At 64.8% G+C, this 19,834-nt stretch carries 22 protein-coding genes; 14 read left to right on the forward strand and 8 right to left on the reverse strand.

What is annotated here, in order from left to right:
• Window positions 1–2: 2 nt before the first annotated feature.
• From BFL43_RS22895 to BFL43_RS22905, 3 genes are read right to left on the reverse strand one after another with little or no spacing between them, the layout of a single operon-like run.
• Window positions 3–1,376 (reverse strand): SagB family peptide dehydrogenase, encoded by a 1,374-nt coding sequence (locus BFL43_RS22895; RefSeq protein ID WP_240498432.1) that lies wholly within the window; start codon window positions 1,374–1,376, stop codon window positions 3–5.
• Entirely contained in the window at window positions 1,373–2,347 is a 975-nt protein-coding gene (locus BFL43_RS22900; protein ID WP_084895261.1) for an ABC transporter substrate-binding protein, read from the reverse strand. Before BFL43_RS22900 ends, BFL43_RS22895 begins: the two co-directional genes overlap by 4 nt.
• Before the next feature lie 17 nt (window positions 2,348–2,364).
• Window positions 2,365–3,060, reverse strand: coding sequence for a siderophore-interacting protein (locus BFL43_RS22905; protein WP_084895073.1), 696 nt, complete (start codon window positions 3,058–3,060; stop codon window positions 2,365–2,367).
• 100 nt (window positions 3,061–3,160) lie between these two features.
• Here BFL43_RS22905 and BFL43_RS22910 point away from each other — a divergent pair, with 100 nt between their 5' ends.
• From BFL43_RS22910 to BFL43_RS22920, 3 genes are all read left to right on the forward strand, one after another.
• Window positions 3,161–3,355: a hypothetical protein gene (locus tag BFL43_RS22910; RefSeq protein WP_084895075.1), complete on the forward strand. Its 195-nt coding sequence runs from the start codon at window positions 3,161–3,163 to the stop codon at window positions 3,353–3,355.
• 355 nt (window positions 3,356–3,710) lie between these two features.
• Window positions 3,711–5,459, forward strand: coding sequence for an MFS transporter (locus tag BFL43_RS22915; RefSeq protein ID WP_084895077.1), 1,749 nt, complete (start codon window positions 3,711–3,713; stop codon window positions 5,457–5,459).
• Entirely contained in the window at window positions 5,459–5,899 is a 441-nt protein-coding gene (locus BFL43_RS22920) for a MarR family transcriptional regulator (protein ID WP_084895079.1), read from the forward strand. Before BFL43_RS22915 ends, BFL43_RS22920 begins: the two co-directional genes overlap by 1 nt.
• A gap of 16 nt (window positions 5,900–5,915) precedes the next feature.
• Here BFL43_RS22920 and BFL43_RS22925 read toward each other — a convergent pair whose 3' ends face one another.
• Window positions 5,916–6,719 (reverse strand): exodeoxyribonuclease III, encoded by an 804-nt coding sequence (locus BFL43_RS22925; RefSeq protein WP_084895081.1) that lies wholly within the window; start codon window positions 6,717–6,719, stop codon window positions 5,916–5,918.
• Between the two features lie 119 nt (window positions 6,720–6,838).
• Between BFL43_RS22925 and BFL43_RS29795 the strand changes: the two genes are divergently transcribed.
• The 6 genes from BFL43_RS29795 (at window position 6,839) to BFL43_RS22950 (ending at window position 12,473) form a co-directional block, all read left to right on the forward strand.
• Entirely contained in the window at window positions 6,839–6,973 is a 135-nt protein-coding gene (locus tag BFL43_RS29795) for a hypothetical protein (protein WP_272874215.1), read from the forward strand.
• A 19-nt stretch (window positions 6,974–6,992) separates the two neighbouring features.
• Window positions 6,993–8,162 carry a N(5)-(carboxyethyl)ornithine synthase gene (locus BFL43_RS22930; RefSeq protein ID WP_143695478.1) on the forward strand — a complete coding sequence of 390 codons (1,170 nt, stop codon included), beginning with the start codon at window positions 6,993–6,995 and terminating at the stop codon, window positions 8,160–8,162.
• Between the two features lie 140 nt (window positions 8,163–8,302).
• A complete protein-coding gene (gene eat / locus BFL43_RS22935; protein WP_084895085.1) occupies window positions 8,303–9,703 on the forward strand; it encodes an ethanolamine permease in 1,401 nt (466 codons plus the stop codon).
• Window positions 9,704–9,710: 7 nt separating this feature from the next.
• On the forward strand, window positions 9,711–11,132 hold the full coding sequence (locus BFL43_RS22940; protein WP_084895263.1) for an ethanolamine ammonia-lyase subunit EutB: 1,422 nt from the start codon (window positions 9,711–9,713) through the stop codon (window positions 11,130–11,132).
• Complete coding sequence (gene eutC, locus BFL43_RS22945; protein ID WP_084895087.1) at window positions 11,132–11,863, forward strand: ethanolamine ammonia-lyase subunit EutC; 732 nt, start codon at window positions 11,132–11,134, stop codon at window positions 11,861–11,863. Before BFL43_RS22940 ends, eutC begins: the two co-directional genes overlap by 1 nt.
• 124 nt (window positions 11,864–11,987) lie before the next feature.
• Entirely contained in the window at window positions 11,988–12,473 is a 486-nt protein-coding gene (locus BFL43_RS22950) for a DUF1877 family protein (RefSeq protein ID WP_084895089.1), read from the forward strand.
• A 4-nt stretch (window positions 12,474–12,477) separates the two neighbouring features.
• Here the strand turns inward: BFL43_RS22950 and BFL43_RS22955 are convergent, their stop codons facing one another.
• Window positions 12,478–13,047 carry a hypothetical protein gene (locus BFL43_RS22955; RefSeq protein ID WP_084895265.1) on the reverse strand — a complete coding sequence of 190 codons (570 nt, stop codon included), beginning with the start codon at window positions 13,045–13,047 and terminating at the stop codon, window positions 12,478–12,480.
• A gap of 112 nt (window positions 13,048–13,159) precedes the next feature.
• On the opposite strand from BFL43_RS22955, the gene BFL43_RS22960 reads away from it, so the two are divergent.
• Window positions 13,160–13,588 carry a protein phosphatase gene (locus tag BFL43_RS22960; RefSeq protein ID WP_084895091.1) on the forward strand — a complete coding sequence of 143 codons (429 nt, stop codon included), beginning with the start codon at window positions 13,160–13,162 and terminating at the stop codon, window positions 13,586–13,588.
• Between the two features lie 69 nt (window positions 13,589–13,657).
• Here BFL43_RS22960 and BFL43_RS22965 read toward each other — a convergent pair whose 3' ends face one another.
• Entirely contained in the window at window positions 13,658–14,617 is a 960-nt protein-coding gene (locus tag BFL43_RS22965; RefSeq protein ID WP_084895093.1) for a GNAT family N-acetyltransferase, read from the reverse strand.
• Window positions 14,618–14,704: 87 nt separating this feature from the next.
• Window positions 14,705–15,316 carry a peptide deformylase gene (locus BFL43_RS22970; RefSeq protein ID WP_084895095.1) on the reverse strand — a complete coding sequence of 204 codons (612 nt, stop codon included), beginning with the start codon at window positions 15,314–15,316 and terminating at the stop codon, window positions 14,705–14,707.
• A 152-nt stretch (window positions 15,317–15,468) separates the two neighbouring features.
• On the opposite strand from BFL43_RS22970, the gene BFL43_RS22975 reads away from it, so the two are divergent.
• From BFL43_RS22975 to BFL43_RS22990, 4 genes are all read left to right on the forward strand, one after another.
• Window positions 15,469–15,819, forward strand: coding sequence for a DUF3263 domain-containing protein (locus tag BFL43_RS22975; protein ID WP_084895097.1), 351 nt, complete (start codon window positions 15,469–15,471; stop codon window positions 15,817–15,819).
• A 49-nt stretch (window positions 15,820–15,868) separates the two neighbouring features.
• Window positions 15,869–16,378 carry a LytR C-terminal domain-containing protein gene (locus BFL43_RS22980; protein WP_240498433.1) on the forward strand — a complete coding sequence of 170 codons (510 nt, stop codon included), beginning with the start codon at window positions 15,869–15,871 and terminating at the stop codon, window positions 16,376–16,378.
• Between the two features lie 119 nt (window positions 16,379–16,497).
• A complete protein-coding gene (locus tag BFL43_RS22985; RefSeq protein ID WP_084895099.1) occupies window positions 16,498–17,178 on the forward strand; it encodes a superoxide dismutase family protein in 681 nt (226 codons plus the stop codon).
• Between the two features lie 27 nt (window positions 17,179–17,205).
• On the forward strand, window positions 17,206–18,342 hold the full coding sequence (locus BFL43_RS22990) for a glutamate--cysteine ligase (protein WP_084895101.1): 1,137 nt from the start codon (window positions 17,206–17,208) through the stop codon (window positions 18,340–18,342).
• A gap of 73 nt (window positions 18,343–18,415) precedes the next feature.
• On the opposite strand, the gene BFL43_RS22995 is transcribed toward BFL43_RS22990, so the two are convergent.
• Window positions 18,416–19,801, reverse strand: a complete 1,386-nt coding sequence (locus tag BFL43_RS22995; protein ID WP_084895103.1) for an AarF/ABC1/UbiB kinase family protein — start codon at window positions 19,799–19,801, stop codon at window positions 18,416–18,418.
• Window positions 19,802–19,834: the final 33 nt, after the last annotated feature.

Consider the following 19,834-nt stretch of genomic DNA (forward strand, 5'->3'; position numbering starts at 1 on the left):
GGTCAGCGTTTCGGGGTGCCGAGTACGAGGCTGCCCAGCGCGCATTCGGTCAGCTCGTCGACGCCGGCCAGTTCGGCGAAAGCCGCGGTGTCGCAGTAGCCCTGGGCGACGGTACCCAGCCCCATGTCGGTGGCGACCAGCGACATCGTCTGGGTGAGCACCCCGACGTGCTTGAGCATCACCGCATAGGGGATCTGCTCGTAGGTCCACATGATTCGACCGACGCGGGCTGCGAAGACGAAGAGGATCTGCGGTAGTTGACCGCCCGAGAGGGTGAGCGACGACGGGGTCAGCAACCGGTCGATCGCGGGGTTGTCGATGCCGGTGACCGGACGCAGGACGTGGTCGAACGAGTCGTAGTGGTACATGCCCGTAGGCAGTCCCTGGCATTCGCGCACAACGGGATACACCTCGAGTTCGTACAATCCCCCGCCGGATGGATACGGCCGGGACGGAAACTCCTCGGCGCCGATCACCCGCAGCTCTCGGTTGCGGTGGGTGCGATAGAGGAACTCGCCGAGCTGATCGAGGGTCGGGGTCGACTCGGTGTCGAAGTCGCGGCACGATGCGCGATCCTCGATGGCGCTGGTGAGGGCATCCCCGGTGACGCGGAGTTCGTCGAGGTCGACGTCCTTCAGTGCGACCGCCGGTCCCGGGTATTCCGGCTTGCGCGCAGGGAGTGGTGGATACGAACCCGCCGCCCACTTGGTCGGCCCGAATCGTCCCCAATCCTTGGCGCGCACACCGAAGGTGCTCTTGCGGTGAAACCACAATTCGTGGGCGCCCCAGCTACGGGTGGCGAACTCGGACTCTTCGGCGTCGTCCTGCGCGGTGAAACCCGCCCACGTCAGGTCTCGGGCGAGTTCGGCCACAACCTGGGGTGCCGGCGGATCGACCCCGGGTAGCCCGGTGAGTACCGCCAGCATGCCCGCGTCGTGGATCTCGATGTCGCACCAGGACAACGGATGTTCGGCCACGCACCGACCGTCGACTCGATGGATCACCGCGAACTTCGAGAGCTGTCCGACCACTGTGCTGTCGGGCGATACCGGAGGCCGGGGCGGGGGACTGTCGAAGGGCCGCAGCGTGTACAGATCGGTGCCGGCCCAACGCATCGTGACCGTGAGCAGACCTCGACCGACCAGGTCGTCGAGGATCCCGGTCACCGCAGGGTCAGCCCCTGCGCCCGGAAGTTCACTCAGGGCCGGCCGACCCCGGCCCAGAGCCTTGAGTGTCTGCATCTGCGCCGGTGTCAGTCCGGTCATTCGCTGCTTCGCGGGCAACAGCACCGCAACGCCTCCGGGTGCGGTCATCGCGGACGCCCCCGCACGGAAGGCGTAGGCGAGCTCGCGGCCGGTCACCGGTGCAGCCGTCACTGCGCGGCGTTCTCGAATGCGGGGGTCATCTTCTCCAGTACGAACGGAAGCGACAGCGGGGACGGCTGATTGATGGCACTGACCTCGGCGACGCTGAGCTCGGCAACGGCATTCTTCTTCACTGAGGTGAGATTCGAATAACCGGGCAAAGTCTTCATCTTCTCGTTGAGCGCCGGTGAGTTGGCGGCGAGGATCATCATGTCCGACTGCAGTTCCGGGACGTTCTCGGTGGAGATCGGGAACCGCGGTTGTCCGTCGCGTTCGAAGATCTTCTGAAGCTCTGGGGCCATGGTCATGCCCATCGAGGTGAACACCTCTGCCGCGCCGTCGGCGGGATCACCGAAGACCTGAATCTGATCGTTGGTGAGTATCCAGGCCAGTGCGAAGCTCTTGCCCTGCAATCCCGGATTGGCTTTCTTGATCCCGTCGATCTTGCTGTTGACGCCATCGATGATCTGCTGCGCCTTTTCGGGCTCCCGGAGCACGGTGCCCATGAAGACGACCATCTCTTCCCAAGGATCCACCTGCTTGCCGGTGATGGAAGGGATCGTCGGGGCCAGCTTGCTCAGCTTGGCGAATGTCTCTGTCTGGTCGCCGAAATCGGTCGAGACGATGAGGTCGGGATCCACGGCCGCGACCTGGCTGGCCACGTCGCGCGAGGGATCGATGGCCTCGGAGGATTCGAGCCGGTCTCCGACCCAGGGCGTCGGGGCCTTGGTCAGCAGTTCGACGTTGTCGAGGTACGCGACGGGGGTGACGCCGAAAGCCAGTGCCACATCGGTCCATTGGGTACCGATGGTGACGATGTTCTCGGGGACGCCGTTGATCGTGACCTGGCCCATCGGAGTGTTCACCTGGATGGGTGCCCCGTTGTCGGAGTCTTCGTCCGGTGAACTGCAGGCCGTGACAACGAGAGTCAGGGCCGCGAAGAGGGCGAGCACTACGGTCAGGCGGTTCGAACGGGCTTGCATGGAACCATCTCTCTTGATCATTTCCAGTAGGCCTGGGACTTGACCGATGTCTTGGGCAGTTTGCTCTTGAGCGACTTCGTGATGTCTCTGGTGGTGTAGAACTCGCAGGCCACCCATCCGAACGCACCCGGGGCAAGCGACAACTGCGCGGCAGTGTCGCGGAGGGCTTGTCCTTTGGTGCCGCGCTCGACCCACTCCACGGTGGTCGCGGGCGTCGTTTTGAGAGGAAGGTTCTTGTCCGACTCGTGCTGCCACTCGAGCCACACCCGGGCAGGGACATCTCCGATCGCGTCGAGCAGGGAGTTGATCGCGGGCACGGCGGCCGGATCGCCGAAGATCACGTATTCCGACGGAGTCGGGTCGGGGATCGCGAACTTCGAGCCCATGACGGTGGCGCCGATGGTCTCGCCGACCTCGGCGGCCACGGCCCAATTCGCGGCAGGCCCGTCGTGAATCGCGAACTCGATGTCGAAGGTGTCGGCGGCCTCATCGGGGTCGACCAGGGTGTATCCGCGCTGCTGTTGCTTGTCGCCGTTCGGTATCCACAACCGGATCCACTGGGTCGGGTGGCGGTCGTGGTGACCGAGCAGACCGCCGGCCTTGAAACTGATCCGGACATAACTGTCCGTGACCTGCTGCTTGCCGGTCACGGTCAGTTCGTAGTCGTCTGCGCCGAGTGCTCTGAGTACCAGCCCTTGTAATCCCCTGCTCATGACGGTGAGCTTAGCCTAAGCTCTACGTCTCGAGAATCTTCCGAGGGCGTCGAGTTAGGGTGCACTCACTCCGGGCGGCGAAGCGTGCTCTAATTGCCCGATGCAGCAGTCGGACGAAGACGACGTCACCCAGGAGATCGGGCCCTGGGAATCGGGCGAACCGCAGGAGGAGGACCCGGCGTCCGCGGGCATCAACTCCGCGACGGTGCTGGTCGCTGTGGGCGTATCGGCGATCATCGCCGCCCTCATCGTCACCATCGGGCTCGTCGTGATCCTCTGGTTGCACACCAACTGACCTCCGGACTTTGCCGGGCCCTCCTGTTGCAACCGGTGGATGTGGCAGGTCCTCCGGACTTTGTCAGGCCCTCCCGTTGCAGCCGGAGGATGTGGTCACAGTCGGAGGATGTCGCAGGTCCTCCGGACTTTGTCAGGCCCTCCTGTTGCAACCGGAGGATGTGGCCACAGTCGGAGGATGTGGCAGATCCTCCGGTTGTGGGAGGGACCGACCTTGCGCTGTCTGACGTCGCCGCTGAAGTCGGAAAAGGTCACCGATCACCACTCGTAGGAGCTCGCCGGCTTGCGTGGGCAATACCGGGGCCGTAATTTAGTTGTAGCCGCACAACTAACTACCAATGCCCGGGGGCGCATCCATGACGGCAGAAGTGACCACAGGCCGGATGAGCAGCGACCACCCCGGCTACAAGTGGGTGGCACTGACCAACACCACGCTCGGGATGCTGCTGGTGACGGTCAACAGTTCGATCGTCATCATCTCTCTGCCGGCAATCTTTCGTGGGATCGGTCTGAACCCACTCGAACCCGCCAACGTCAGCTACCTGCTCTGGTTGCTGATGGGGTTCCTGCTCGCGTCGGCGGTGCTGGTCGTCACCTTCGGCCGCCTCGGCGACATGTACGGCCGCGTCAAGATCTACAACCTCGGGTTCGTCGTCTTCAGCGTCTGTGCGGTCCTGCTGTCCATCGATCCCTTCGTCGGCGACCTCGGTGCCATCTGGCTCATCGCCTTCCGGGTGATCCAGGGCGTTGGCGGTGCCATGTTGATGGCGACCTCGGCGGCCATCGTCACCGATGCATTTCCCTCGCGGCAGCGGGGAATGGCGTTGGGAATCAACATGGTTGCTGCTGTGGCCGGATCGTTCATCGGGCTGATCGTCGGTGGGCTGCTCTCGGAATGGCACTGGCGCGCGGTGTTCTGGGTGAGCGTTCCGCTCGGCATCGCCGGAACGCTGTGGAGCATCCGGTCGCTACGTGAGGTGGGTAGCCGCAACGCGGGAAAACTGGACTGGCCGGGCACGATCCTCTTCGGAATCGGACTGACCGTGCTGCTGACCGCCATCACTTACGGCATACAGCCGTACGGAGACAAGGCAACCGGATGGACCAGTCCGTGGATACTCGGTGGTGTCGCTGCCGGAGTACTCCTGCTCGTCGCCTTCTGTGTGGTCGAGACGAGGGTCGCCGACCCGATCTTCGACGTCAAGCTGTTCAAGGTCCCAGCCTTTGGCCTCGGCAACCTCGCGGGTTTCATGAACGCGATCGGCCGCGGCGGACTGCAGTTCATGTTGATCATCTGGCTGCAGGGCATCTGGCTCCCGCTGCGCGGCTACGACTTCGAGTCGACACCTCTGTGGTCGGCGATTTTCCTACTGCCGTTGACGGTCGGCTTTCTGGTGAGCGGCCCGGTGGCCGGCTGGCTGTCCGACCGTTACGGCGCCCGGTGGTTCTCCACGGGTGGATCACTGATCGTGGCGGCGACGTTCATTGCGCTGCTGCTCATTCCGGTCGACTTCGACTACTGGCTGTTTGCACTGCTCATCTTCCTCAACGGCGTCGGGTCCGGGCTGTTCGCGTCACCGAACACCGCGGTGATCATGTCGAGTGTCCCGGCCCGGCAGCGTGGGGCCGCATCGGGAGTGCGAGCGACCTTCATGAACTCGGGCAACGCGTTGTCGATCGGTGTCTTCTTCTCGCTGATGGTGGTCGGCCTCGCCCAGCATCTGCCGTCGGCGTTGCGCGACGGGCTGATGACTCACGGCGTCTCGGCGGCAGCCGCGGGACAGACCGCAGATCTGCCACCCGTCGGGAGTCTGTTCGCGGCGTTCCTCGGATACAACCCGATCGAAGAATTGCTCGCCGACAGCGGGGAATTGTCCAGGCCTGCGGTCGACGCCGACACCCTCACCGGCCAGAGCTTCTTCCCGCACCTGATCTCCGAGCCCTTCCATGACGGCTTGGTCGTGGTGTTCGTCGCAGCGGCAGTGATGATGGTGATCGCGGCGGTGGCCTCGGCCGTGGCGCCGGTAACCTATGTGGACGACGACGTGGCGCGGACCGATGACGATGGCTCCGTCGCCGCCGCGCAACTGACGGGAGAACGGTGATGGATCTGCAGGGAGCATCGGCAGCTTCGGTGTACCGCGACCTGGCGCGGGTTGTCCGATCGCTGCGGTCGCGGACCGGTCAGAACTCCCAGCCGCTCAGCTCACTGTCGGCGCTGTGGGTTCTGATCGACACCGGCCGGCCGATCCGGTTGTCAGAACTCGCGGAGCGGGAAAACGTGACGGTGCCGACGATGTCGCGCATCGTGTCAGGACTCGAACGGGACGGACTCGTCCAGCGGACCGCGGACCCCGACGACGGCCGGGCCAGCCTCCTGGCGGTGACGGAGGCGGGTGCCGACCTGATCAAGGGCAGCAGATCCCGCCGGGTGCAAGCCCTGGAGACGGCGCTCGAGGGTCTCGACGAGGCCGAACGTGAAGTGCTGGGACGCACCCTGCGCAAGGTGGCCGACGAACTGGCCGAGCGCCCCGAGCAGAACTAGACCCAGCCGCCCAGCTCTACACCACGTCGATGATGACCGGCGCGTGATCGCTGGCGCCCTTGCCTTTTCGTTCCTGGCGGTCGATCTCGGCGCCGCTCACGCGGGTCGCGAGCGCCGGTGAGCACAGGCTGAAGTCGATGCGCATGCCTTCCTTACGAGGAAAACGCAGCTGCGTGTAGTCCCAGTAGGTGTAGACCCCGGGTCCGGGAGTGTAGGGCCGCACGACGTCGGTGAACCCCACCTCGGTCATCGCGCCGAAGGCGGCGCGCTCGGGCTCGGACGTGTGTGTCTTGTCGGCGAACAGGGCCGGATCCCACACGTCGTCGTCGGTGGGGGCGATATTCCAGTCTCCGCTGAGGACGATCTCGGCGGTGGGGTCGTCGGCGAGCCACTTGGCGGAGGTATCACGCAGTGCAGCAAGCCATTCGAGCTTGTATGTGTAGTGGGGGTCGGTGAGGGTGCGGCCGTTGGGGACGTACAGGCTCCAGACGCGCACTCCGCCACAGGTGGCACCGATCGCGCGGGCCTCGATCGCGGGGTCCACCCCGGCGTCCTTGCTGAAACCGGGCTGGTTCTCGAAGCTCGTCTCGATGTCGTCGAGGCCGACGCGGGATGCGATCGCGACGCCGTTCCACTGGCTGAAGCCGACCGTGGCGAGCTCATAGCCGGCAGCGGCGAACCCCATCTCGGGAAACTGCTCGTTCTTGCATTTGGTTTCCTGCATGGCCAGGACGTCGATGTTTGCCCGTTCGAGCCAGTCGACGACCCGTTCGCTGCGGGCGCGGATCGAGTTGACGTTCCAGGTGGCGATGCGAAGCATGGCTTCGAGTTTTTCACACTGCCTTCGCGGGCGCGGGCGGCGCCCGGCAGGGGCCCAGGGTCAGGGGCGTAAGCTGGTCAAATCGGGACCTATCAGGTTCTCAATCAAGGGATCGCCACATGGCCGACAAGTCGCCACGTCAAGGTATGACCAAGAAATCCGGTAAGTCCCTGAAAGAAAAGCGTGCAATCAAGAAGGGGAAGGCAGACGCCGCCCCGGGCGAGACCATCTTCACCGGCAACAAAAAGCGCTGACTTGCCGAAAACCGCTGAAATGCCCAACCTTTCGATCGGAATACTGGCTCACTCCGCGAAGGAGAACGAACGACGCCTACCCATCCATCCGCGGCATTTCGAAAAGATCAAGCTCGGACTGCGCTCGTCGATCCGCCTTGAGCACGGCTACGGCGAGCACTTCGGCGTCACCGATGACGATCTGCGGCCACTCGTGGCCGGCATCGGCACACGCGAGGAGCTCATCGCTGAGTGCGATGTGATCCTCCTGCCCAAGGTGCAGGCCGAAGACCTCCTCGAAATGCGTGTGGGTCAGACTGTTTGGGGTTGGCCGCACTGTGTACAGGACACCAGGCTCACCCAGGTCGCCATCGACCGGCGGCTGACCCTCATCGCCTTCGAGGCCATGAACCACTGGACCGAAGACGGCGGATTCGCGCTCCACGTGTTCCACAAGAACAACGAGCTCGCCGGATACTGTTCGGTGCTGCACGCGCTGGAGTTGGCGGGCAAGACCGGAGACTACGGTCGCCGGTTGCGGGCCACCGTCATCGGATTCGGTGCCACCGCGCGCGGCGCGGTGACCGCACTGAACGCACACGGTGTCGACGATGTGCACGTGCTGACGAACCGCGACGTGGCAGCGGTCGGTTCACCGATCCACTCGACGCAGATCGTGCAACTCGAGTACGGCGATCCCCGGGACCCGCACAGCATGTGGGCGGAGACGCCGTCGGGACGACTCCCGGTCGCCGAGTTCTTGGCGGGCAACGACATCATCGTCAACTGCGTACTGCAGAACACCGATACGCCCCTGACGTTCCTCGACGAGTCCGATCTGCCGGGGTTCCCGCCGGGAACCCTGATCATCGACGTCTCGTGCGATGAAGGTATGGGTTTCAGCTGGGCCCTGCCGACGACGTTCGACGAGCCGGCATTCACCGTGGGCAAAGGCGTGCTCTACTACGCGGTCGATCACAGTCCCTCGTACCTGTGGGACTCCGCGACGTGGGAGATCAGCGAGGCTCTGCTGCCGCATCTGAAGTCAGTTCTCGGCGGTCCGGACCACTGGGATCAGACGCCGACGATTTTGCGGGCGATCGAGATCCGGGAGGGTGTCATCCAGAATCCGAGCATCCTGTCCTTCCAGCAGAGGTCAGAGACGTTTCCGCACGCGTTTCTCGATGACCCTGTCGCCGCGGTGACCTGATCTTCTGCCCGGTTCTGCACCATCCGTCGAGATATTCGGGCGGGTGGTGCGAAATCGGCCGGATTTGCGAACAGAAAGTACGAAACACGTCGGAAAAGTCGATCTAACACGACGGTTTCAGTTGCTGGCTATCGTTGCGTATGACTGAAACAGCCGCCTCCTCCGAGTACTTGGAGAAACGACAACTCCGTAAAGGCACCGCCGGGTGGGTGCTGCTCGCCGGCCTCGGGGTGAGCTATGTGATCTCGGGCGACTACGCCGGCTGGAACGCGGGGCTGCTCGAAGGCGGCTTCGGGGGCCTGCTCATCGCCGCCGTCATCATCGCGGCGATGTATCTCGCGATGGTCCTGGGCATGGCCGAGATGTCATCGGCACTGCCGGCCGCCGGAGGCGGTTACACGTTCGCCCGACGAGCGCTGGGCCCGTGGGGTGGTTTCGCCACCGGCACAGCCATCCTCATCGAGTACGCCATCGCCCCGGCCGCCATCGCGACCTTCATCGGCGGCTACGTCGAATCGCTCGATCTGTTCGGGATATCCGACGGCTGGTGGGTGTACCTCGCGGTCTACATCATCTTCATCGGCATCCACCTCGTCGGCGCCGGTGAGGCACTGAAGGCGATGTTCGTCATCACCGCGATCGCGCTGGTCGGTCTGGTCATCTTCGGCATCGCGGCGATCAGCCACTTCGACGCCGCACTGCTCACCGACATCGCGCCCGATGCGGATGCCGCGGGCTCGTCGGACTTCCTGCCGTTCGGTTACCTCGGTGTGTGGTCGGCGATTCCGTTCGCCATCTGGTTCTTCCTGGCGATCGAAGGCGTTCCGCTGGCGGCCGAAGAAGCCGAGAATCCGGAGAAGAACGTGCCGCGCGGCATCATCGCGGCCATGGGCGTCCTGTTGCTCACCGGTGCGCTGGTGCTGTTCATGGCCACCGGCGCACTCGGCGCGCAGGGCGTCGGCGAATCGGTGAATCCGCTGGTCGACGCCATCGACGGCACCGCAGCCACCGTGGTCAACTACGTCGGTCTGGCCGGACTGATCGCGAGCTTCTTCTCCATCATGTACGCGTACTCGCGCCAGTTGTTCGCGTTGTCGCGGGCCGGCTACCTTCCGCGGGCGCTATCGGTCACCAACAGTCGCAAGGCGCCCACCTGGGCGCTGATCATCCCGGGCATCATCGGGTTCGCGCTGACCTTCACCGGCGAGGGCGCGATACTGCTGAACATGGCCGTTTTCGGCGCGGCCCTGAGTTACGTGCTCATGATGGTCAGCCACATCGTGCTGCGGGTTCGTGAGCCCGACATGCACCGGCCGTACCGCACGCCCGGTGGCATCGCGACCACCGGTTTTGCTCTGGTCATCGCAGTGGTCTCGGTGATCGCCACCTTCCTCGTCGACACAACCGCAGCGCTCTGGTGTCTGGTTGCGTTTGTCGCCTTCATGGCGTACTTCGGTCTCTACAGTCGTAAGCACCTGGTTGCGAACTCGCCCGACGAAGAGTTCGCGATGCTTGCCGCAGCCGAAAGCGATGTGGGATGAACCGACGATGAGCCGCTATCAGCACACCCTGGCCGGGACCACATACGCCTTTGACGGACTCGTCGAACTGATGGCAAAAGCGACACCGGCGCGCAGTGGTGACGAGCTGGCGGGGTGTGCCGCCGAGTCCGACACGGAACGGGCCGCGGCGCAGTGGGCGCTGGCCGATGTGCCGCTGACGGTGTTCCTGAACGAAGCGGTGGTTCCGTACGAGAGCGACGAGATCACCCGGTTGATCATGGATACCCATGATGTGCAGGCCTTTTCGCCGGTCAAGGCGATGACGGTCGGCGGATTGCGGGACTGGCTACTGGAAGTTGCGTCGGGGCCGGCCGACGCCGCAGCGGCAACGTTCACCTCCGTCTCGCGCGGGCTCACTCCCGAGATGGTGGCGGCCGTCTGCAAGCTCATGCGCAATCAGGACCTGATCGCGGTGTCGCGGGCGGTGAACGTGGTGTCGGCATTTCGGACGACGATCGGACTGCCGGGGACGCTCGCCACCCGGTTGCAACCGAACCATCCGACCGATGACCCGACCGGGATCGCAGCAGCGACGCTCGACGGACTGCTGCTCGGCTGCGGTGATGCGGTGATCGGGATCAATCCGGCGACCGACTCGCCGCATGCCACGTCGGAGTTGCTGCATCTGCTCGACGACATCCGGCAGCGGTACGAGATCCCGGTGCAGTCGTGTGTGCTCTCGCACGTGACGACGACGATCGGGCTTATCGAGGCGGGTGCCCCGGTGGACCTCGTGTTCCAGTCGATCGCCGGGACCGAAGGCGCGAACAAGGGTTTCGGCGTCGACATCGCCATCCTCCGAGAAGGTAACGAGGCGGGGAAGTCGCTGCATCGCGGCACCGTCGGTGACAATGTCATGTACCTCGAGACGGGCCAGGGTTCGGCGTTGTCCGCAGGTGCCCACTTCGGTACCGGTGGCAAGCCGGTGGACCAGCACACCCTCGAGACCCGAGCGTATGCCGTTGCGCGCGAGTTGGATCCGTTGCTGATCAACACTGTTGTCGGTTTCATCGGGCCGGAGTACCTGTTCGACGGCAAGCAGATCTTGCGTGCCGGACTCGAGGACCACTTCTGCGGCAAGCTGCTGGGTCTGCCGATGGGGGTGGACGTCTGCTACACCAACCACGCAGAGGCCGATCAGGACGACATGGACAATCTGCTGACCCTGCTCGGCGTCGCGGGGGTGCCGTTCGTGATCACCGTGCCCGGTGCCGATGATGTGATGCTCGGTTACCAGAGCCTGTCGTTCCACGACGCGCTGTATGCCCGTCGCACACTGGGTTTGAAGCCGGCGCCGGAGTTCGAGTCGTGGCTCGACCGGGTGGGGATGCTCGGTGCCGATGGCCGGGTCCTCGATCTGCAACCCGAGGCGTCGCCTCTGCGCAGTCTCACCGGGCCGGTGGCCTGATGAGTGATTTGTGGGATGCCCTGCGTCTGCGGACCGCGGCACGAATCGGTTTGGGTCGCACCGGGGATTCGCTGCCGACCACCCGGGTGCTGGAGTTCGCAGCGGCTCATGCTGCGGCGCGCGATGCGGTCCACCAGCCGCTCGATGCCGACGCGCTCGCGGTCGAGGTGGAGAAGTTGGAGCTGGGGTCGCCGATCGTCGTGACGAGCCAGGCTGCCGACCGCAGCGAGTACCTGCGCAGACCAGATCTGGGTCGGTCCCCGGCTGATCTGAGTGAGGTCGCGGAGGTGGATGCCGATGTGGGCTTCGTGCTCGCCGACGGACTTTCGCCGATCGCGTTGTCCGAACATGCGACCGGGCTGTTGTCCGCACTCAAAGAGGTTCTTGCGCAAAAATATTCGTTCGCGCCGCCGGTGATCGCGACACAGGCCCGGGTCGCCCTCGGCGATCACATCGGAGCCGCCCAGAAGGTGGGTACGTTGATCGTGATCATCGGGGAGCGCCCGGGTCTGTCGGTCGCCGACAGTGTCGGCATATACCTGACGCACCTACCACGACCGGGACGCGCTGATTCTGAACGGAACTGCATCTCCAACATCCACCCACCCGGAGGGCTGGGCTACACCGATGCTGCCCGGGTGTGCGCGGCCTTGATCGAGGGTGCTCGCCAATTGGGCCGCAGCGGAGTCGATCTCAAAGACAACAGTCGCGCCATCACTGAAGGTGCCTGACCCCGACGAGCGTGCCCTTCCAGCCGCCGATCGTGCCTTACCTGCATCGACCGTGCCGTTTCGGTGACCGGTAGGGCACGGTCAGCGTGCCGAACGGCACGGTCGGCCGGGTAGTTTGGCTGCCATGGGGATGATTCTGACGTTGACGCAACTGACCGACGCCGGCCTGCACGAGATCCACGCGCTGGGAGAAGCGGGCGACATCAGCGAGTTCGTCTGGGGATTGTCAGAGGCGGATCCCTCTGTGACGGTGGATCTCGACAAATCGTATGACGCACTCGAGGTGATGTTCGACCATGCCCGGATCATGGTGAACCCGATTTCGGGCCAAGGGACGATTCCGGGGGACTACGACTTCGGTGAGGGCATCCCGAACTACATGAGTCCCGAATACGTGGTGGCAGCACGCGACTGCCTCGTGCACATGACCTTTGATACGTTGCTCGAAGCCACCGGCACGAAGGAACTCTCGAAATTGAGAGTGCCACCGTTCCTTCACTCGTGGGACGCAGGCGGCATCGAGTACCTGAGGTCGAACTACGACATTTTGTCCGGGTTCGTGACAAATGCGGCAGAGCGCAGCTGCCATATCGTCATGCAGCTCGGCTGAGAGCTCAGAGCCCCGGGCCTTCGGCGCGCAAGGTGTCGACGTCGTCCATCGCCGATCGTAGTTTGCCCAGCCACTCCTCGGTGTGTTCTCCGACGAGTTTGACCGACCATGCGAGTGCGTCTGCCCGCGAGCGGGCGACTCCGGCGTCGACAAGGGTGTCGAGTACCTGGCGTTCGGGCTGCCGCAGCCGGGTCATGACCGGAACGGCGATGTGGGTGAACAGGATTCGTTGATCGCCCACCTTCACTCCCCAGGACACCTTGCGTGCATAGCGGGCCTGCGCCTCGTCCGCGATGGCCATCCGTTCACCGCGGGTGTCCTCGCGGAACCGTGATGCTCGACCTTCCGCAGCGGCGGTCGCGGTGCTCTCGTCGGACGGCGGGGCCGTCAGGGTGCCGATGACGGTGATCTCGTCGCGGTCGACGGTGACCTCTGCGGTGCCCTCGAACCAGTCGTCGGGCAGGCGTCCGGCGAACCAGCCCGATGCATCGGATGCGTCCGGTAGTTCTGCCTGCTGCCAGCCGCCGCGGCGTCCGCCGCCGGGTCCGCGTGATCCTTTGTGTGTGCTTTTCATCTTCACTCCTTCGTAGTGATTACATGATTACACCGTTGCATTGATTCGCCACTGTCGTTCGCTGTGGGCGGAGACCGGCGTCGCGGACAGAAGGGTCATCTAGGGTGAAATTGTGGCCACAACCTGGGACGATTCCACCGCGGGTCTCTTGCGGCTGCCCTCGGGACGGACCGTTCGCGGACGAGGATTACGTCACGGGACACCCACAGGCCCCGACCCCGACTTCGGGCTGTACTTACTCGGACACGAACCACCCGCAACCGATTGGACGAGTCGCTGGCTGAGGTGGCGCGACTTCTGGCTCCCGGCCGATCGCGGCGATGCGGTGGATGCCTTCCGGGAGGTGTGGTTGCGGGCGCAGACTCAGCGGGTGGAGGTGGCATGTGGTGGCGGCAAGGGCCGAACCGGAACCGCGCTCGCGTGCATCGCTGTGATCGACGGGGTCGCACCCGGCGACGCCGTCGCGTACGTCCGGGCTCACTATTCGCCGTCTGCGGTCGAGACGCCGTGGCAGCGCCGCTACGTCGCCCGCTTTCCGTAAAAGCACACAGTCGAGTCATATGCACACGTTGCAACGTGTGCATATGACTCAACGGTGTGCATCTGTGGGTCAGGGGTATTCGACGTACCCGTAGCTGTGGTGGAGGCCGAAACCCATGCGGCGGTACCAGTCTCGCGCGTGGGTGTTGCCGGTTTCCACCTGCAGGTAGGTGTGCGACGCGCCGATTCCGGCGCCCCAGGCTTCCAGCGCCGACGTGACCGCCCGGCCCAGTCCCCGGCCGCGATGGTCCGCCGATGTCCACAACGCTGAAAGGCCCAGCCAGACATCGTTGTCGAGTCCGGTGGTGACGGCGCCCCTGCCGATGGACAGCACGGCGCCTTCGTCGTCGCGGACGGTCGCGAAACCGAGCTTCCCGTCGTCGACGGCCCCGACCACGGCGGCCGCAACCGCGCGGTCTGCATCACCGCGCTGACCGACGTACGCGGCGACCCACTCCTTCGATGGCGTTTCGTCGATCGACACGTCGCCCCGACCGTCCGAGGCGGCCGATCCCACCGGCGCCACCAGGACGTCGACGTCGATCACATGGTCGGCGGGGGAGACGTGGGCGCCGGGGAGCAGCCGCGTGGCGGCTGCGATCCTGATCGGCAGATCCCGAGCCTGGTACCACTCGCTCAGTCGGTTCATTGTCTGCGCATCGAGTCGTGCGCCCATCTCCAACGGCACCGCGGAGTTCGCCCGGCGGGTGAAACCGCCCCCGGCCCGCGCCAGCCATCCGTCGATCCATTCCGATTCGACCCCGGGCCACCCGCGCGCCGCGGCGACCTCGAGCGATCTGATCTCCGAGTTGCGCACCGGTTTGTCCGAGAGCGCCTTCACCGCGACCACGAGGTCTGCGGGCACGACGACGCGTTCGGCGCCGCGAAGGATCACCAGGTCAGGACTGTCGCTGTCGAGCACTCCGGTGACGTCGCTGAGCGTCGCCGCGGGGTCGCCGCGCCAGTCGGCGGGTGCTCCGGGGCCTTTGCGGAAACGGACCACCACCCGGTCACCCCGTGACGGAGTCACTTCGAATGTTTCCGCACGGAGTCACTCGTCGTCCGTGACGGAGTCACTCGTCGTCCGTGACGGAGTCACTCGTCGTCCGTGACTGAGTCACTCGTCGTCATCGTCGTGACCGAAGGGGTCTTCGTCCTCACCTGGGAGCCAGCTCAGCCCGGGCACACCCCACCCGTTGCGTTTGATGGTCTTCTTCGCGGCGCGCGCGTTGCGGCCCATGAGAACGTCCACGTACAGGAACCCGTCGAGGTGACCTGTCTCGTGCTGCAGCATCCGGGCGAAGAAGTCTTTGCCCTCGATCTCGACCTTGTCGCCGTTGCGGTCGACGCCGGTGACCTTCGCCCAGTCGGCGCGGCCGGTCGGGAACTGTTCACCCGGCACCGACAGGCAGCCCTCGTCGTTGTCGTCGGGGTCGGGCATCGTCTCCGGGATCTCAGAGGTCTCCAGGACCGGGTTGATGACCTCGCCGCGACGCCGCGCTCCGCCTCGGCCGTTGCCTTCGGGGCAGTCGTAGACGAAGAATCGGCGACCGACTCCGACCTGGTTTGCCGCCAGTCCGACGCCGTTGGCGGCGTCCATGGTTTCGTACATGTCGTCGAGGAGTGCCACCACGTCGGCGGGGGGCTTGCCGGCCTCGTCCAGTGCTACGGATTCAGTGGGATTGTGCAGCACCGGATCACCGACGATGCGGATGGGAAGAATTGCCATGAGGGTCAGATTACTCGGCAAGCCATCGCGCGAATTCCTTTGGCGGCGTGGTTAGATGTACTGCGAACCACACTGTTGTAATTCACGCCGTTGATATCGACAAGCGACGTGTGGCGATGGGGTGGAGTAGGACCGATTCTCAAGGGAGCGAGATGGACGGCGCAACCGCGCGAGACCAGAAGCAATCCGGGCAGGCGGACAACGCGAACCAAGACCACGCAGAGCTCGGTCCAGGCGAGGTTGGGGCCGACGGGTTGACCCGGCGTGAGCATGACATCTTGGCCTTCGAACGGCAATGGTGGAAGTACGCCGGGGCCAAAGAAGAAGCAATCAAGGAACTGTTCGGTCTGTCTGCGACTCGGTACTACCAGGTTCTCAATGCTCTGGTCGATCGTCCTGAATCGCTCGCGGCCGATCCGATGCTCGTGAAGCGGCTCCGGCGTCTGCGAGCCAGCAGGCAGAAGGCCCGGGCTGCCCGTCGTCTCGGATTCGACGTCACCTGACTCGTCCGGGAATTGTCGTGCGGTCGTCAAGTTTCGTAAGGTGGGCGCAATGACCAACTCCGAGCCTCCACACCTGCCGTTTCGCGCCGGCGCCATGTTGCTGCTCGCCATCGCGGTGGTCTTCATCGGGCTGGGCTGGCACTCGGCGGCCACCGGTGATTCAGATCCGGAGGCGGGCCTCGAGGCGGCGCAGAGTCGCCAGCCGACGTCCTCATCCTCCGAGGCGGCGACACCGTCCAACGCGTCAACCAGTGCTTCGACCAGCGTGTCGGTGGATCCGGATCGTCCCCAGGTGTGCGTGTTCAACGCCGGGGCGATCGGCGGCCTCGGTCAGACGTACGCAAGGCAGGTCGAAGGCCTGGGGTGGGACACTGCGACCCCGGCCAACCTGCAGTCGGCCAGCATCACCGAGAACACTGTTTTCTACAGCTCGGGCCAGCAGGATGCGGCGGAGCAGCTCGCGGAAGACCTCGGGGGCGACGTCTCGGTGGACCCCCGCCCGCCCGCGTTCGACGAGTGCCCACGGGGGCTGCCTCTGATCGTGGTCACCCGCCAATGACTTCGGACTCCGGCTCGGCTATGCGGTCGGAGAACCCTCTACCTCAACCAGTTATGATTTCGCTGACCTACTACCGACGGTAGAACCGGCGACACGCCCGACCACAAGGGAGCCCAACCATGGCGCAGCGCTCGCTCAAGAACTTCACCTCCGTGCGGCGGACTGCCGCGTTGGTGACACCGGTCGCGGTGGCCGCGTTCCTGTTGGCAGGCTGCAGTCCTGATGAGAATCCGACGGACGCCAAGGGCACGCAGCCCAGCGTCGTCACCGGCGACCGGGCACCCGTCGACGTCGGCGGCGTCGGACAACCGAGCGAGGGCGGCGAGGCCACCGCGACGCTGCAGCAGCCGAACGGGCAACCGGCCGGCGAGGCGAGCTTCGAGAGCAGTGAGGGCTCGGTGATCGTGACCGTGAAGGCCGAGAACCTCGCGCCGGGCTTCCACGCGATGCACCTGCATGCGGTGGGCAAATGTGAGCCCAACTCGACGGCACCCTCGGGTGGCGCGCCGGGCGACTTCCTCTCCGCGGGCAGCCACCTGCAGGTCGACGGCAACACCAGCCACCCGGCCAGCGGCGACCTCGTGTCGATCTACATCAACGAAGAGGGCAAGGGCGAAACCGTCACCGCCACCGATGGTTTCGACATCCAGCAGATCCTCGAGACCGCGATCGTGATCCACGAGAAGCCCGACAATTTCGGTAACATCCCGATCAAGTACGCCCCGGCGCCGGACGAAGAGACGCTGATGACCGGTGACGCCGGCAAGCGGATCGCCTGCGGTGTGATCGAAGAGAGCTGAGATAAACCGCGATCGAAGAGAGCTGAAATAAATAACGTCCGGTCGATCGAGTTCAACTCCTCACCGAGGCCGACCATCGGTGTCGAGTGGGAGTTCGCGCTCGTCGACAAGGAGTCGCGCGATCTGTCGAACTCGGCTGCTCGACTCTTCGAGCGGGTCAGCGAACTCGACAACCCGAGCTCGGGCGATCGCATCCACAAGGAGTTGCTCCGGAACACGGTGGAATTGGTCACGGGCATCTGCCGCAACACCGGCGAGGCGATCGCCGACTTGTCCGAGTCGCTCGCGGTGGTTCGTGGAATCGCGGACGACATCGGCGTCGATCTCTTCGGGGCTGGTACTCATCCGTTCGCGCAGTGGTCCACTCAGCAGCTCACGCCCGGGCACCGGTACGCCGAACTGATCGAGCGGACCCAGTGGTGGGGTCGGCAGATGCTGATCTGGGGTGTGCACGTCCATGTGGGTATCAACCACCGCGACAAGGTGTTACCGATCGTGTCGTCGCTGTTGAACCAGTATCCGCACCTCCTCGCGCTGTCTGCGTCATCGCCGATGTGGTCCGGCCAGGACACCGGGTACGCGAGCAACCGCGCGATGATGTTCCAGCAGTTGCCCACTGCCGGCCTGCCCTTCCAGTTCCAGCAGTGGAATGAGTTCGAGGCTTTCGTCGGCGATCAGATGCACACGGGCATCATCGAGCACCTCAACGAGATCCGCTGGGACATCCGCCCTTCGCCGAATCTCGGCACCGTGGAGATCAGGGTGTGCGATGGGGTGTCCACGATCTCCGAACTCGCCGGACTGGTGGCGTTGATCCACTGCCTCGTCGTCGATCTGGACCGACGGCTGGATGCAGGGGAGCAACTGCCGGTGATGGCTCCCTGGCTGGTGCAGGAAAACAAGTGGCGCGCAGCGCGTTACGGACTCGACGCGATCATCATCACCGACAGCGACTGCAACGAGCGACTGGTCACCGACGATCTGACGGACATGTTGACCCGTCTCGCACCGATCGCCAAGGACCTCGACTGCGTCGACGAACTCGCGTCGGTGGCGGAGATTCCGCTACGAGGTGGGTCGTATCAGCGGCAGCGCCAGAAGTTCGCCGAGACCGGCGACATGGTCGCCGTCGTCGATTCGATCGTCACCGAGCTCGACCGCTAGAGCCGAAGTTGGTGGGTTCTGGCGACCGCCACCTGCGGAAACACTCGCCAAAAGCCACCAAGATCGGGATGGCTCAGTCGCTGAACGTGCGCCTGCGCCACCACTGATCGACCTGTCCCAGTTCGGTTTCCGGCTCTGCGGCGGTCAGCCACTCACCTTCGATCCGATACCAGTTCGCGGTTGCGCCCAGTTGGCCGAGCATCGCGCAGGTGTAGAACTCCACGCGCCGGGCCATCAGATGCTCCTCTGGGAACCGTTGTTCGCGGGCGTGTCCGCCGTAGTCGGTCGCCGGGTGGACGGCCGCGATCATCGCGGTGTTCGCGATCTGTGGGGTGATGGTCAGAAGCTCGTCGTTCATGTGCCACCAGGTGGAGTCGCGGACGTAATCGAGCACGTCCTCGTCGGTGATCGACTCCTCGTTGACGAGGACGCCGCCGCGGCGCAGAACGCTCGCGACCCCGGCCGCATCACCCGCCCTGGCTGCGATCAGCGACTGCTGCTCGAGCTTCAACGAGCCCTTCGACATGGTCTTGCTCGAGCCGAAGTCGAGGAACGCGACGCGGCCGTCGTCGGCGAGGATGACGTTGCCGGGATGGGGATCGCCGCAGAACGTGGCGTCGGTGTGGATGCTGCCGCAATAGAACCGGTAGATCACCTCGCCGACCTGGTCCCGCGTCTCGACGTCGAGTCCGGCGACCTCGGCGAGCCCGATGCCGGTGATGAGCTCCGTGGTCAGCACCCTGGTGGTGCAGAGGCTTTCGATAACGTCCGGGATCTGGATGAACGGATGCCCTGCGTACCGAATCGACAGCCGGCGTTGATTGTCGGCCTCGGCCTCGTAATCCAGTTCGGCGAGGATGTTGCCCGTGATCTCGCGGACGAACGACTGCGGATCGACCGTCGGGAGCAACTTCTTGTACAGCCGCAGGGCGATCGCCAGATTCTTGAGGTCGGCGCGGACCACCCGGTCGATACCCGGATACTGCACTTTCACCGCCACCGCGCGGCCGCCGGTCAGCGTGGCGCGGTAGACCTGTCCGATCGAGGCCGCGGCGATGGGTTCGGGATCGATGTCGGCGATCTCGGACATCTTCGGACCCAGCTCGTCTTCGAGCACGCCGAGCATCGTCGCATTGGAGACGCGAGGTGCGTTGTCGCGCAGGACGGCCAGCTTCTGGTTGAACGCGCCGCGCGCCGACCTCGGCACCATGTCGAGATCGAGGAGGGACAGGAACTGCCCCACCTTCATCGCGGCGCCCTTCATCGACCCGAGCACGGTGATCAGTTCGTCGGCGGCGGCCAGCGCGTCCTGCTCCGCGCGCAGGCGCCGCTCATCGTGGGATCCACCGAGTGTCACCGCCCGCGAACGGACCCGTCTGATCGCGGAATGCGCGGCGATCTTGCCCAGTTCTCCGCCTCGGCGGAGTTGCGAGGCGGACAACTCGTCGTCGGCACTCACCGCGGGTCGACCTTCATGGGTGGGCAGGTGACA

Origin of the sequence: Williamsia sp. 1135 (genome assembly GCF_002095395.1) — a bacterium.
GTDB lineage: Bacteria > Actinomycetota > Actinomycetes > Mycobacteriales > Mycobacteriaceae > Williamsia.

Bases quoted from the DNA above. Each gene is read 5' to 3' on its own strand.
- BFL43_RS22900 (WP_084895261.1), bottom strand. From the start codon at position 2,347: ATGCAAGCCCGTTCGAACCGCCTGACCGTAGTGCTCGCCCTCTTCGCG.
- BFL43_RS22905 (WP_084895073.1), bottom strand. From the start codon at position 3,060: ATGAGCAGGGGATTACAAGGGCTGGTACTCAGAGCACTCGGCGCAGAC.
- BFL43_RS22910 (WP_084895075.1), top strand. From the start codon at position 3,161: ATGCAGCAGTCGGACGAAGACGACGTCACCCAGGAGATCGGGCCCTGG.
- BFL43_RS22915 (WP_084895077.1), top strand. From the start codon at position 3,711: ATGACGGCAGAAGTGACCACAGGCCGGATGAGCAGCGACCACCCCGGC.
- BFL43_RS22920 (WP_084895079.1), top strand. From the start codon at position 5,459: ATGGATCTGCAGGGAGCATCGGCAGCTTCGGTGTACCGCGACCTGGCG.
- BFL43_RS22925 (WP_084895081.1), bottom strand. From the start codon at position 6,719: ATGCTTCGCATCGCCACCTGGAACGTCAACTCGATCCGCGCCCGCAGC.
- BFL43_RS29795 (WP_272874215.1), top strand. From the start codon at position 6,839: ATGGCCGACAAGTCGCCACGTCAAGGTATGACCAAGAAATCCGGTAAG.
- BFL43_RS22930 (WP_143695478.1), top strand. From the start codon at position 6,993: ATGCCCAACCTTTCGATCGGAATACTGGCTCACTCCGCGAAGGAGAAC.
- eat (WP_084895085.1), top strand. From the start codon at position 8,303: ATGACTGAAACAGCCGCCTCCTCCGAGTACTTGGAGAAACGACAACTC.
- BFL43_RS22940 (WP_084895263.1), top strand. From the start codon at position 9,711: ATGAGCCGCTATCAGCACACCCTGGCCGGGACCACATACGCCTTTGAC.
- eutC (WP_084895087.1), top strand. From the start codon at position 11,132: ATGAGTGATTTGTGGGATGCCCTGCGTCTGCGGACCGCGGCACGAATC.
- BFL43_RS22950 (WP_084895089.1), top strand. From the start codon at position 11,988: ATGGGGATGATTCTGACGTTGACGCAACTGACCGACGCCGGCCTGCAC.
- BFL43_RS22955 (WP_084895265.1), bottom strand. From the start codon at position 13,047: ATGAAAAGCACACACAAAGGATCACGCGGACCCGGCGGCGGACGCCGC.
- BFL43_RS22970 (WP_084895095.1), bottom strand. From the start codon at position 15,316: ATGGCAATTCTTCCCATCCGCATCGTCGGTGATCCGGTGCTGCACAAT.
- BFL43_RS22975 (WP_084895097.1), top strand. From the start codon at position 15,469: ATGGACGGCGCAACCGCGCGAGACCAGAAGCAATCCGGGCAGGCGGAC.
- BFL43_RS22980 (WP_240498433.1), top strand. From the start codon at position 15,869: ATGACCAACTCCGAGCCTCCACACCTGCCGTTTCGCGCCGGCGCCATG.
- BFL43_RS22985 (WP_084895099.1), top strand. From the start codon at position 16,498: ATGGCGCAGCGCTCGCTCAAGAACTTCACCTCCGTGCGGCGGACTGCC.